Annotated in this window: 12 protein-coding genes and 1 tRNA gene; 5 read left to right on the top strand and 8 right to left on the bottom strand. The window is 54.7% G+C overall.

Features of this window, described 5'->3' with window-relative positions; all coding sequences use genetic code 11:
* Nucleotides 1-431 precede the first annotated feature (431 nt).
* Nucleotides 432-905 carry a hypothetical protein gene (locus Q0O07_RS03725; RefSeq protein ID WP_295490514.1) on the bottom strand — a complete coding sequence of 158 codons (474 nt, stop codon included), beginning with the start codon at nucleotides 903-905 and terminating at the stop codon, nucleotides 432-434.
* Nucleotides 906-1,179: 274 nt separating this feature from the next.
* Here Q0O07_RS03725 and Q0O07_RS03720 point away from each other — a divergent pair, with 274 nt between their 5' ends.
* From Q0O07_RS03720 to Q0O07_RS03710, 3 genes are read left to right on the top strand one after another with little or no spacing between them, the layout of a single operon-like run.
* Nucleotides 1,180-2,460, top strand: a complete 1,281-nt coding sequence (locus tag Q0O07_RS03720; protein ID WP_295490511.1) for an efflux RND transporter periplasmic adaptor subunit — start codon at nucleotides 1,180-1,182, stop codon at nucleotides 2,458-2,460.
* Nucleotides 2,441-3,154, top strand: coding sequence for an ABC transporter ATP-binding protein (locus Q0O07_RS03715; RefSeq protein WP_295490508.1), 714 nt, complete (start codon nucleotides 2,441-2,443; stop codon nucleotides 3,152-3,154). The genes Q0O07_RS03720 and Q0O07_RS03715 overlap by 20 nt, the downstream gene beginning before the upstream one ends.
* Nucleotides 3,151-4,401, top strand: a complete 1,251-nt coding sequence (locus tag Q0O07_RS03710; protein WP_295490505.1) for an ABC transporter permease — start codon at nucleotides 3,151-3,153, stop codon at nucleotides 4,399-4,401. The genes Q0O07_RS03715 and Q0O07_RS03710 overlap by 4 nt, the downstream gene beginning before the upstream one ends.
* 226 nt (nucleotides 4,402-4,627) lie before the next feature.
* Here Q0O07_RS03710 and Q0O07_RS03705 read toward each other — a convergent pair whose 3' ends face one another.
* The 5 genes from Q0O07_RS03705 to Q0O07_RS03685 all read right to left on the bottom strand — a co-directional run bounded on the left by Q0O07_RS03705 (nucleotide 4,628) and on the right by Q0O07_RS03685 (nucleotide 8,466).
* The gene (locus tag Q0O07_RS03705) at nucleotides 4,628-5,803 is read right to left on the bottom strand and encodes a glycosyltransferase (RefSeq protein ID WP_295490502.1); all 1,176 of its coding nucleotides are present in this window, start codon (nucleotides 5,801-5,803) and stop codon (nucleotides 4,628-4,630) included.
* Nucleotides 5,800-6,345: a DUF2141 domain-containing protein gene (locus Q0O07_RS03700; RefSeq protein ID WP_295490499.1), complete on the bottom strand. Its 546-nt coding sequence runs from the start codon at nucleotides 6,343-6,345 to the stop codon at nucleotides 5,800-5,802. The genes Q0O07_RS03705 and Q0O07_RS03700 overlap by 4 nt, the downstream gene beginning before the upstream one ends.
* Complete coding sequence (locus Q0O07_RS03695) at nucleotides 6,342-7,277, bottom strand: hypothetical protein (protein WP_295490497.1); 936 nt, start codon at nucleotides 7,275-7,277, stop codon at nucleotides 6,342-6,344. The genes Q0O07_RS03700 and Q0O07_RS03695 overlap by 4 nt, the downstream gene beginning before the upstream one ends.
* Nucleotides 7,274-8,047 (bottom strand): glycosyltransferase family A protein, encoded by a 774-nt coding sequence (locus Q0O07_RS03690; RefSeq protein WP_295490494.1) that lies wholly within the window; start codon nucleotides 8,045-8,047, stop codon nucleotides 7,274-7,276. Before Q0O07_RS03690 ends, Q0O07_RS03695 begins: the two co-directional genes overlap by 4 nt.
* 345 nt (nucleotides 8,048-8,392) lie before the next feature.
* A tRNA-Gln gene (locus Q0O07_RS03685) sits at nucleotides 8,393-8,466 on the bottom strand.
* 170 nt (nucleotides 8,467-8,636) lie between these two features.
* Between Q0O07_RS03685 and Q0O07_RS03680 the strand changes: the two genes are divergently transcribed.
* On the top strand, nucleotides 8,637-9,821 hold the full coding sequence (locus Q0O07_RS03680; protein WP_295490492.1) for a Ppx/GppA phosphatase family protein: 1,185 nt from the start codon (nucleotides 8,637-8,639) through the stop codon (nucleotides 9,819-9,821).
* 3 nt (nucleotides 9,822-9,824) lie between these two features.
* Nucleotides 9,825-10,511: an RlmE family RNA methyltransferase gene (locus Q0O07_RS03675; RefSeq protein ID WP_295490489.1), complete on the top strand. Its 687-nt coding sequence runs from the start codon at nucleotides 9,825-9,827 to the stop codon at nucleotides 10,509-10,511.
* Nucleotides 10,512-10,776: 265 nt separating this feature from the next.
* Here Q0O07_RS03675 and Q0O07_RS03670 read toward each other — a convergent pair whose 3' ends face one another.
* Nucleotides 10,777-11,601 carry a DsbA family protein gene (locus tag Q0O07_RS03670; protein WP_295490486.1) on the bottom strand — a complete coding sequence of 275 codons (825 nt, stop codon included), beginning with the start codon at nucleotides 11,599-11,601 and terminating at the stop codon, nucleotides 10,777-10,779.
* Between the two features lie 57 nt (nucleotides 11,602-11,658).
* A complete protein-coding gene (locus Q0O07_RS03665; protein ID WP_295490600.1) occupies nucleotides 11,659-13,026 on the bottom strand; it encodes a M48 family metalloprotease in 1,368 nt (455 codons plus the stop codon).
* Between the last annotated feature and the right edge of the window lie 17 nt (nucleotides 13,027-13,043).

Below are 13,043 nucleotides of genomic sequence, written 5' to 3'. Positions count from 1 at the left end.
ACCAGTTTTCTGGGGATGGCACAAGTTACCGGAATTGTCCCGAGAATTGATGCAGCACCCGTCGCCCCAGCGCAGGCTGGGGCCTATCGCGCCTGTCGATCTAGCCAGACACACGTGATGGGCACCAGCCTTCGCTGGTGCGACGGCATTTTTTGCTGAACGGGTTAGTTAAGGGGGTTACGCAATGGTCACGGTAATTCCGTATCTTTGCCGTGCCTAAGTTTACAAACATATACCCAAAACGCGGTATTTCTGTAAACTTACCGCAACTTTGCGACGTTTGCTTACCGGGTCCAAAAGCCGGGCTGGGGTTCAACACATTCAAAGAGCCAGTCGCGCACCAAATGCGGGCGTAGCTCACAGAATCTCAGAACAAATCCTACATTTCAAGCGAAAGCTATTTAGGGGATGACGCACCTGTTACTGTAATTCTAATTAATCACTCCATTTATGGATGAGAGGCACCCGAGGAAAAACCCTAAAGCTGTTCCCATGAGAGTTAGGACTACTGTAAAAGCAGCGTTCATCCTTACTAATGGGGAGGTATGGTTCCACAAAAAACTCGGCTGGCTTATCAATTGAAAAACTCGTTCGATCACGATGTCATACTCGCTTTCGAATGATCTGATGCCGAGCAACTCTCTGTCGTCGTATTGTAGAGCAATTTCATTATTTTTTAGGGCATTAGATCCAGTGGACGCCCGCACAATTCTGATTAAAGATTTTTTCCGACCGGATAGGCCAGCAACCGAAACCTTCACCAGCACATTACGACCTCCAAGTTTCGCGAGCAAACTTCCGCATATCCTGACCACGCCTATGTCATAGTCTCGCTCATCGGTGCCGATGCTTTCCAGCGAGCGTACCTTGAATTTGCCAACAATTGGCTTTCGCTTTCTAAACATTCTCAATGCTCCTTTGGGCCGCCAGCAAGCCGTCGGACGCCATTTATTTTTGTTTATGCGGCCATCGGAACTTTGTCTAGCATGCGTGATTCGGTTTACTGGATTCCTATGGAAATTTCGGCGAATTCCGGTGACAAGTGCGTCATCCCCGAAATAGCTTTGGAGGATGGCGGATATGACCCGCCCGTCCGCACAAATACCCCACATAACCGCTAGCCAGCCTCCATAACTCAAGATACAGCGGGTTCGAACCAAGGGCACCGGACGGGGTGATATGCTAACTACCTTCATTTCATGGACGAAACGCCATCCGATATGGTCGGTGTTGATTGCGCTGCTGTTGCTTTTTGTCGTGTACCGGACCGTTCGTCCGACGCCGCCTGATTATGCATATATCAGCGAGGCTGTGACGCGCGGTGATGTCGTTCGCAAGGTTTCGGCCAGCGGTAAAGTGCGCGCCTTGAACACGATTAAGGTCGGAGCTGAAGTTTCGGGGCAAATCACCAAAGTATATGTCGATTTCAACTCACGCGTGCGGGCAGGGCAAATATTGGCCGAAATCGACCCGACGCGGGTGCGCGCTCGGGTGGAACAGTCCGAGGCGCAGGTGGCCGTGGCGCGCGCCAATCTGCAACAGACGGCGGCCAATGTGGCGCGGGCGCGGGCGGAGTTGGAAATTCAAGAACGCGATTTTGATAGGCAAAAGGCGCTGGCAGAACGCGGCTTTGTGTCAAAGGCGGGTCTTGATATCGCGCAGAGCAAGTTGAATAGCGCGCGCAATGCCTTGCAGGTCGCCTTGGCGCAAACGCAAAGCGGCGGTGCGCAGATCCGGCAGGGCAATGCCGAGCTGTCGTCGGCGACGCTTGACCTTAACCGGACCGTTATCGTCGCGCCGGCTAGCGGGGTGATCATCAACAAATTGGTCGAACCGGGCACAACCGTTGCGGCAAGTTTTCAGACGCCGAACCTGTTCGAAATCGCCGCAGATACAACGAAGATGCAGGTTGAGGCATCGGTCGATGAAGCCGATATCGGGCAAGTGCAAGCGGGGCAGATGGTCAGCTTCACCGTCGACAGCTATCCCGATGATGTGTTCAAGGCAAAGGTCCGGCAAGTGCGGCAAGCGCCCGTAGAGGCCCAAAATGTCGTCAGTTACCTCGTGATTATTGACGTCGATAATGTGAATGGAAAGCTGTTGCCAGGCATGACAGCCAATGTCGAAATCATCACCGATGTCCGAACCAATGTCACGCGGGTGCCAACCAACGCGATGCGGTTTCGGCCGCGCCTGGCCGACCGGCCACAGGCTATGGCGGAAAAAGCGGCTTCGACTTCGGACAAAAAGGCAATCGTCCGCCCCAAAGTATATCTGGTCGGCGACGATGCATACCGACCTGTGCGGAGAGTTATTCGGACGGGGTTGCAGGGGGAGGAATATACGGAGGTCGTTTCGGGCCTAAAGACCGGTGATAAGATACTGGTGCGGACAAAATCGCTGAAGCCCAAGAAAGAAACCGACGAAAGCGCGGATGAAGATGACAACGCCGCTTCTTGAAACGCATAATCTGGTCAAGGATTATGCGATTGGCGGCGAAATTGTTCATGCGGTCAACAATGTCTCGCTGTCTATTTCGCGTGGCGAATTTGTCGCGATCATGGGGGCAAGCGGGTCGGGCAAATCGACCTTCATGAACATGATCGGTTGCTTGGACATTCCGACATCAGGCACATTGTTGTTGGACGGGATCGATACCAAAACGCTGGATAGCGATGCGCTGGCCGAAATACGCAACCGCAAGATCGGTTTCGTGTTTCAGCAGTTCAATCTGCTCGCACGGACCAGCGCGCTCGATAATGTCGCGGTGCCGCTTATCTATGCTGGGATTGGCTATGCCGAGCGGCGCAGGCGCGCTCAGGACAGGCTGGAGGCCATGGGCCTTGCCAACCGCCTGCAGAACACCCCTGCCAAGCTTTCGGGTGGGCAGCAACAGCGTGTGGCCATCGCGCGGGCCTTGGTCACAGACCCGCTGATGCTGCTGGCGGACGAGCCAACGGGCGCATTGGACACCCAAACATCCTTGGACATTATGGGCATTTTTCAGAAATTGAATGATGACGGCATAACCGTTGTGCTCGTCACCCACGAACCCGATATTGCCGAATATGCCGCGCGGCGGATTGTCTTTCGCGACGGGCAGGTGATTGAAGATGCGGCGGTTAAGTCGCGCCGCAGGGCCAGTGCGGCATGAAAGATGTGCTCACGTCGTTTGCCGGGTGGGGCGTGAATGTCGCGATTGCGCTGACGGCGCTGCGCACCAATTTGATGCGTTCAATCCTGACCACTTTGGGCGTGATGATTGGGGTATTCTCGGTGATATTGGCCGTTGCAGTCGGGAACGGCGCGCAGGTTTCGGTGTCGCAGCAAATCGCGACTTTGGGGTCGAACATGGCCATTGTGGTGCCGCAGCCCGATAGCGGCAGTGGTCCCCCACGACCAAGTGATCGCGGCAGATTGACCGAGCGCGACGGTCAGGCAATTCTGCGTGAGGTATCGGGCGTCAGCGCGGTCGCTCCGCAAATCCGCAGTAGTGTCCAGATTGTGACGCCGGGACGAAGTGCAACGACGCAGGCAACCGGCGCGACCCCTGAATATGGCATAGTCTCCAATATCACAGCATCTGAAGGCCGGTTTCTAACGCAAAGCGACATTGGTTCGGCGGCGCGCGTTGCCGTTATTGGCGAAACCGTCGCTAATAAGCTGTTCCCCGAAACAAGTCCGGTTGGTGAAACCATTCGGATTAACCGCGTGCCCTTCACTGTCATCGGTCTTCTGGAAAGCAAGGGCAGCAATTTGGGCAATGATAATGACGACCAAATTGTCGTGCCGATAACGACGTTACGCCAACGTTTATTGACCACCGCTACACAGGGCCCCGACGATGTGACGTTGATCTTTGTCGGTTTTGAGGATGAAGATTCGCTGCTTTCGGGGCAAAAGGAAATAGAGCGTTTGTTGCGCGACCGGTACCGCGTGGCGAAAGGCAAGATCAACCCCTTCACCGTGCGCACGACAACCGAAATTGCCGAAACCACGGGCGAAGTAACGCAAATATTTCAGGCCGTACTTGTCGCCATTGCATCGATTTCGCTGCTGGTCGGCGGGATTGGTATCATGAACATCATGCTCGTCAGCGTCACAGAACGCACCCGTGAAATCGGGCTGCGCATGGCGTTGGGCGCAAAACGCAGCGATATTCGCAACCAGTTTCTGGTGGAGGCAGCCGTATTGTGCGTGATCGGCGGGGCAATTGGGCTGTCGCTGGCCATATTGGCCGCCTCGATTTTCGAGCGGGTAGCCGAATTCCCCGCGCCAATCGGCCTTGATACGGCGATAATGGCGGTCGCTTTTTCTGCAGTGATCGGTCTGGTTTTCGGCGGCTATCCCGCCATCAGGGCATCGCGGCTATCGCCGATTGAGGCGTTGAGAAGCGAATAGCGGGCGGAGGCGTCCCGATGCGGTCCGCGGGTCTGACAGGTTGCGGGTTAGACCTTCGCGGTCACGCTAACATCCATTCTTGCTTATTTTTGACTGTTGCGGAACGCAAAGCGCAAGAGGTAATACCATAAAGGTTTTGGGTAGCGTACGATCTGGTTCAACCGTCGCCTTGTGCCCCGCGTCGGGACTACTGCTACTTGGTGGTACATGCGCAAGATTGCGGTCATTATGCTGCCTCTCGTTTTTCTGAAATGGCGTTGGCGTATGTCAGGAATAGTTCAGTAAAGTGCTCGTCGAGTGTGCGTGCGGTTAAAGCGGCGTGGTGCGCAGCAGACCGAAGCTGATGTTGATCGCGATCCAAAAGTCGTATGAGCGCGAGTGCAGCATCATGCGCGTTCCCCGGTACATAAGTTTCGCTGAAATCAGGATGTGCAATATCTGCGACTGCGCCCGCATTAGGGAGTAGCAAAGGCAGCCCTGAAGCCAGCGCCTCCGAGGCGACCAGTCCGAATGTCTCAGCAGATGACCCATGCACCAGCGCATCGCAACTGGCCATTATGGTTGCCAGCGCCGTGCGATTGCGGACAGGTTCAAGCAACTGGATATGCGGGTTACCATCTACATGCTCAATGATTGACGCCTGTTGATGCCCATTGCCTATCAACACTAAGCCCACTGGCCGTTTAGCGGCCACCCGGGCCACCGCGTCAATGACACAGGGCCAGCGTTTTTCAGGTGTATGGCGACCAATACCTAACAATAATGTCGCCGTGTCGGGTAAGTTGCAACGGGCCAACAGGTCGCGCCGCACGGACATATGTCTTCTAGCGGGCGAGAAAACACCTGCATCCACGCCCATGGGGATGTTGACGGCACCATAGATGCCGCCCTTGGCCAGCCTATGCTGAAGGCTGGGCGACGCACATATGGTGTAATCGAAGCTGTTGCACATGCGCCGGAGATAACGCCAGAACCATTCAAACTGCCTATCAATGGCATCGCGTGAGGCAACGCCATCGAACCAGCGATAGGCCCATGCCGACAACGGATCATGATGCATGAATATTGATCGCAGCGCCTTGCCCTGCCAACTGCGGGCAATCCATGCCCCGCGCCATGGGGACGATGCCTCCAGCACATCGGGTTGTTCTGCGTCCAAAATGGCGTGAACCGGGGCCGCGTCCCAGAACATGCCATATTTTTTGTCAAAAGGCAGGGGCGGCGCTTTTATGTAGATGATCCGGCACCCGTTTCCATATTCAACCACTTCGTCTCTATTGCCAGGGGCAATCACGGTTATGGCATGTCCAAGGCGCGCACCAAATGCGAGCTTTGCATGGATATAGGTCCGAACGCCGCCACCTTCAGGCGCGTAAAATTCGCAGACATCGACGATTTTCACGGCTGGCCCTCCGCCGTTTGGCTTTTGATTGGCCCAACGCCAATACCCTGCCGATAATTCATGACAATCGAGATGGACCGCACACCCGGTCCAAGCGCAAGTGCAACGGCCGTTGCTTTAGGCTTACGCAAGCCCAGCTTGGGGTTGTTGGCAAACCCGACGCCATCACCCGATAGACCAAATTTTCCGTTGTCATCGCGGTCATGCAGGATAACCAACGCGTATCGTCCTGGGGCTGGCGCGCGCATGCATATCGATACAGGTCCGGCGCTCGGGACAGCCATCGGCACGCGCCGAAAGGGTTTGCCAGCCGCAATCAATAGCTTGTCGCTTTGAAGCAAATCAGCATCATTGTCGGGGTAAAGCTCCAAGATGAGCTTACCTTTGCGGTCCTTTAAACCGATAACGCTGACATTAACCGCAGGCCCTGTTTCTGCCAACCGGCAATCGGCGCCTTGTCGTCCGCGTTCAGCCTTAGGTGGCACGCTAGCATGTGCAGAAATAGACACGCCGATGATTGCGAGGGCCGATATATACTTCATAACGATTTGCCCATTTCGGGAAATATGTCTCGATTTCGGAAAAGCAGCGCCGATGCTCCCAACATTGCGGCAACCAATATATGCAGTGCCAAGATTGTGGTCGCTGTAAGCGTTATCAGCGTTGAAACCGCGCTGTCTTGGCCGACTAAGAATACCGCGATGACAGCAAAAAGGGCTTCCTTGTTGGGCAAAAATGGTAACCGTCCGACCAGTAGCCGGATCATCGACAAGACCAGCCAAAAGGCAAAATGCGGTCCTGGTAAAATTATGAACCATAATAAGGCACACAAAAGCACGCCTGCCGATAAACGAAGAATGTGGACTCCAAAAATCCACCATAATTGCGGACGCTCAAGCGTGAATACACGGCGCGAAAAGAACAATATCAGGAATGACGTCAACAACATGGCAGCGGCGCATAGGACTGATGCGTCAGTATAGGCGCCAAGACGTAGTTGCGACAAAAATGGATAAGTCAGAACCAACAACAGCAACGCGACGAGATTCGCTGCCAAGGCAGAGAGAATGTTTACGTCCTTAATGGCCCCAAAGGGCGCTGCGCTTAAATCCGTGCGTTTACGAGCCCATAGATAAAAATAGACTTCGCCTGCATAGGATATGAGCACTTCATTACCGATACGTTTGGCAAGAAGGATAAAAAATCCCGACGCTGGCAGGGCCCAGAGACGTCGAAATATGATCCAATCAGCAACGGGAAGAGCACAATATAATGCGAGCAAAACCGGCAGAAACCATAAATTATGCGGTAATGCGTTGTGCAACTGCTTGGCGTCGATCTGGCCAAGTTGGAGCACGAGGGCGATCAGCACAGCACCGGACAGGATACGCGTCAACCAGATCGACCAAAGCTTTGGCTCAGTCTTTAACGCTGGCAAATCGAGATGCGCAAAGGGTGTAGCGGTCAATGTCACGCGACAACCCAGTGGCGTTCACGCAGAACGGTATCGCGCTGCCCACGTGCATCGAACCTGTTGGCCAAAAACCTGTAGAAGAAGTCATGCTGCCGTGACCGCGGTGTCAAATGGTACATCAAACGTTCAGCCAGCGTCCAACGCACATTGCTGCGATCAGCGCGACGATCTGATGTCGTGCACCAAAATTTCGAATGATAGATTTGACGGCCCAGTTTCAGCACGCGGTGCATCAGCTCATGATCTTTTAAAACATACGGCCACAAGGAAGGATCATAACCCCCTACCGCCCGTAATGCTGATGTTCGGAAGGTCTGCGCAGCCCCGCTGGTATGGTTTTGATGTGGCAAGATGCGCGCCACGAGCAAGCGGTGCATCATGCTCCCCAAGCCCGCAAAAAATGGTTCACGGCGAAGATAGGCACATGCGGCGACATATTCCGCGCCCTTTGTGTCAAATAGCAGCGTCGCGGCAGATAGATAATGCGGTGGATAGTAAGTATCGGCGTCACAAATCGCCGTAAATTCTGTCTCAACTGCGGCGATTCCGGTCTGCAAAGCATAGACCTGACCCGGCCGGGGTTCTTGTAAGAAGGTCACGTTGCCTTGATAATCAGCGAGCTGGACGCGTGCGTTATCGATGCAGCCGTCGGTCGAACCATTGTCGACAATGATCAAATCAAACGCTGTTGTTTGCGCAATAATCGACCGCAAAGTCTGTGGCAAAAAATTTGCCTCATTATAAACAGGTATGACAATAGACCAACGCACAAGAGAATCCCAATAGCCTAGAAGGCCATTGCATTGATTAACCAAAGTGTAGTGTCAGAACCGTGTCATATTTATGAATAAACAATTAACCTCTTTGTCACAAATGTTCCATGAGAGCGCAGTCCGAAGAAATTACCACGGCGGGCGGCGGCATGCGTCACCAAATGCGTTCACTCGAGCTGGAATCCATAAACGCCCTGTTTTCTAGCTAATGTTAAATTGCGCCTTGTCGCCCGATGGTGCGGCGAACAGTGTTCGCCCGATATCGTTCCGTTCATCGGTGCTACAATCACGCAACGATTTAATGACTGCTGGAAAAAACACATTTAAATACGTGTGTTACATTGGTTCCCCGGTAAGGATTCGAACCTCAATAGACGGAGTCAGAGTCCGTAGTCTTACCGTTAGACGACCGGGGAGCAAGGGGTGGGCGTATATGCCCGCGGCTATGTTCGGTCAACCCGCTGAATCGGGCCGTTGCATAGGAACGTTCAAAAATGTTGAAACTTTGTCTCTCTGCGCGTAGCATCGGTTTCAGGTACCGGCGGCACATTCGACCGGATAGAAAATAAGAAGTGAGTTATCGGTCATGGGCGAAAATGTCGCGCCATCGCCGCAAAAAGGACGCGGACGAAAACGTAAAAAGCCGTCCCGTCACAAAAATGCGGCGCCCAAGGCTGCAACGCTGCAGCAGGCTACGGCCAAGGGCGCAGCGCGTCCCGACACTGCGAACGCCCCGACTTCGGCTAGCAACGGCAGGCCGCAGGGTGACATAGTTGCGTTGCGTCGAAATTGGCTTGAGCGAACCGCTTATGCGGCGCTTGACCTTGGCACCAACAATTGCCGGTTACTGATCGCGCGGGCAGGTGGCGATGATTTCACGGTTGTGGACGCGTTTTCGCGCGTGGTTCGGTTAGGTGAGGGGATGACCGCCACTGGCCGCATGAGCGAGGCGGCCATGGACCGTGCGGTTGAAGCGCTGACTGTGTGTGCGGAAAAGCTAAAAAAACGTAATGTGGTGCTTGCCCGATCTGTTGCGACTGAGGCCTGCCGTCAGGCAGTGAACGGGGCTCAGTTTATTGAGCGGGTAAAACGGGAGACCGGCATCCACCTCGACATCATCAGTCCAAAGGAAGAGGCACGGCTGGCGGTTATGGGCTGTCACGCTCTTTTGGAAGATGGCGACGGGCCAGCGCTTATTTTTGATATTGGCGGGGGGTCGACCGAGCTGGTTCTTGTGTCGACGCGCAATGTCATTCCGGAAATTCTTGATTGGGTGAGCGTGCCTTGGGGCGTCGTTTCGCTTACGGAAAGCGAACGCGCGGAGGGCGACAGTCCGGAGCAGTTGAAGGCAAGCTATCAATCCATGCGCGACAAAGTCATGGCCAGTTTTGCCGACTTTGCGGCCCGTTTGCCCGAAGACGGAGGCGATCGGCGGCTGTTGGGGACATCTGGGACTGTCACAACGCTTGCCAGCGTCTATCTGAAGCTGAACAGCTATGACCGGCGCGCCGTGGACGGCTTGCGTCTGCAGACTTCTGCTATGCGTGATATCAGCCGCGAGCTGGCGCATCGCAACATTGCCGGACGCGCAGAGTTTCCGACCATTGGCCATGAGCGGGCCGATTTGGTGGTGGCTGGTTGTGCGATACTGGAATCCATTTTCGACATATGGCCCGGCGAACGGCTAGGCGTGGCAGATCGCGGCATTCGCGAAGGTATATTGCGTGCGCTGATGGCGAGCGACGCCAAGCGCCGTAATCGGCGGAATTGAGACATGGCAGATAATCTTTTCGGTGGCAAAAATTCGGGCCGGACACTGGCCGGCAAGCAGAAAGTCAAAACGGCAAAACGGCGGACGGCCGGGTCGACCCGTTGGCTTGAGCGGCAGTTGAATGACCCGTATGTGAAGCGCGCGCATGGCGAAGGTTATCGCAGCCGTGCGGCCTATAAGCTCGTTGAGCTCGACGAAAAATTCCATATCCTGCGCGGTAAAAAGGCAGTTGTCGATCTGGGCGTTGCACCCGGCGGATGGGCGCAGGTGGTGCGTCGGCAGCAACCAAAGGCAGCAATTGTTGGGATTGACCTATTGCCAGTCGACCCTCTTGAGGGGGTTATTCTGCTGGAGATGGACTTCATGCATGACAGCGCGCCAGATCGGTTGATCGCCGAACTTGGGAGTGCGCCGGACCTGATCTTGTCAGACATGGCGGCCAACACCGTCGGGCATAAGCAGACCGACCATTTGCGCACCATGGGCTTAGTTGAGGCAGCCGTGGATTTTGCGATCAAGGTACTGTTGCCTGGTGGTGATTTTGTTGCGAAGGTGTTTGCAGGCGGTACCGACCCAGCGATGCTGAGCATTCTGAAAACGAACTTCACTACGGTGAAACATGCAAAGCCACCCGCAAGCCGCAAGGGCTCGGTAGAATGGTATGTGATTGCGCAAGGTAAAAAGGGTTAGGGTCAGGACCTATTAAATCCACCATCGCGGCGTCAAAATGGCAAAGATATCGAAGGAAAATGGCCGCCGCAGGCAGTCATTCTGCCTGCAAGGGCATTTTGTTTCGAGATCGAAGCCATTTTGACGTCCTTCGGATTTGACCCATACTGTCCATTGCCACGTTGGCAAGCTTGGACTTAGAACCACTAAGCCTGCGCTTTGCCGCCTTGCACTGAACAAAATGGCCTCAAACCGCGAAGGTGGATTTAATAGGTCCTGACCCTAATCAGCCTTTTTGGCGCGCCTTTTCAACGGCGCGTTTCAGGGCATCATAGCCCAAGGCACCTTCCAATATCTGGTCACCGATGATGAATGTGGGCGTGCCGTTGAAGCCGATTTGCTGCATAAGGGCCAAGTTGCGTTCGATCTCTTGGTTTGCTTGCGGGGAAGCCGCAAAGGTGCGGGCCGCGGCGATATCAAGCCCTGCTTGGCGCGCTGCGGCAGCTATATTGGCTTCATCAGCGGGGCCAGCTGCGAACAACGCATCATGAAATGCCTTATGTTTGCCTTGGCGCGCGGCTGCAAGCGCCCATAAGGCTGCGTCCCGGCTGGATTGGCTGAGGATCGGCAATTCGCGATAAACCAAACGAAGATTGCTATCGCTTTTTAACAGGCGCTGGACATCAGGCGCACTTAAGCGGCAAAATCCGCAATTATAGTCAGTAAATTCGACAATCGTGACGTCGCCTTTCGGGTTACCAGCCTCGGCCCCGGGGAAGGGTTTGGCGATGTCATTTCCAGCGGCGGATAGGCGTTGTGCGGCTTCGCGTTGCTGTAAAATGGCGACGGCGTCGGTGATGATTTCCGGATTTTCGAGGATATAGGCTCTCACCAAAGCCTCCGTCGCCTTGCGGTCAGCGGGCGACATACCAGCAGCAGCAACGGCATCATCGGCAGATTTAGCTGCGTCTTCGGCGACAGGTGCCGCATCAGAAGGGCCAATAGTGGCGGCGCTTGGCCAGAAAATATAGGCCGCCAAAGCAAGCAAGATGGCTAATCCCGTAACAATGGTGGCGATGATAATCCGGCGATTTGGCGTTTGTTGGGTCATAGACGCTGATTTAGTCGCAGCGCATTCATTGTGCCAGTGATTTGAGTGGTCCTGACCCTAGCGGCGGCGTTTCTTTAACTGCGCAAGCTTTGCTTCGGCCACCATATTGATATCTTGCGCGCGGATCCAATCAGGCGAATATTCCTGCAACCCAGCCATGGCGGTTTGCGCATTGGACAAAGCAAATTGCGGGGCGCCCTCCATCATATAGCGTTCTGCGCTGGCCAATGCGGCGCGGGCGGTGTCACCTTTCTGCGCATAAACAACACCAAGCTGATACCATGCAAACGGGTTTTGGTTGTCTTGGGTCACTGCAGCTTTCAACACCTGCGCGGCTTCATCAAGCTGTGTTTTATCTTCTGTCGCGATCAACGCATGTCCGAATATGGCGGCGATTAATGGTTGGTTGCCGGTCAGGTTCACTGCTTTGCGCAACGGCGCAAGCGCATCGGCAGGCCGCCCGGATTCCAGCAAGATTTGCCCATGTAACTCTAGGAAATAGGGATCATCGGGTGCCGAGGCAACAAGGGCGGATGATTCACCCAGTGCCTTTTGCGGATAAGCGGACTTGTGCCAAGCATAAGCGCGCGCATAGCGGGCAGGCACCGATGTGTCGGACTCAGGATAATCCCGCATCGTGGCGGTGGGGTCGGCAAGATAGCCGGTCAATTTTGCCTTAACGCGTTTGAAATCACTTTCCCATTTGGGGTTTAAAGGCGCTTTCCACGCAGGGTCGGCGGCATATGTGTCCTCCAGCACCGAAATACGCTCACCGGATAACGGGTGCGTACGGCCATAGCTGTCCTCTTGCGGGATACCGAGGCGGAATTCAAAATTCTGCAGCTTTTTGAAAAAGCTGATTGAACCGCGTCCTGATATTCCTGACTTGGACAGATATTGTGCACCTGATGCATCGGCTGTGCCCTCTTGCCCCCGGCTATAAGCCAAGAATTTGCCCATTGCCGCCTGTTGTCCCGCCGACAATATGCCCATGCCCGCTTCGCCTGCACCCGCAGCGATGGCCGCCGCTGCGAGAATGAGGCTAGCGATGCTGATACCGCTCGCCACAGCGATGCCTTCGTCAAACCGCACGGCATGGCCGCCAACGACATGGCCAAGCTCATGCGCAATCACGCCTTGTACTTCGTTTGCGGTCGTGGCGGCATCGATAAGACCGCTGTGAAGATATACCGCCTGACCACCTGCGACGAACGCGTTAACGGACTTGTCGTTTATAAGTATGATGTCGACATTTTTGGGGTCAAGCCCCGCCGCTTCAATCAATGGTGCGGAAATTTCGTCCAGAAAGGCTTCGGTCTCGGCATCACGCAAGATCGATTGCGCCATTGCGGGGCGCGCGGATACCAATACCGCAAGAAACAGGATAAACGCCATCCGGACAGCGCGAAATGTGAAATTGCCCATTTCCGTTGAATGGCCCG

This window comes from Sphingorhabdus sp. EL138, assembly GCF_945890115.1.
In the GTDB taxonomy this organism is placed as follows: Bacteria; Pseudomonadota; Alphaproteobacteria; order Sphingomonadales; family Sphingomonadaceae; genus Sphingorhabdus_B.
The sequence above is the reverse complement of the archived record's forward strand: the minus strand, read 5'-3'. Positions and strand labels throughout refer to the sequence as shown.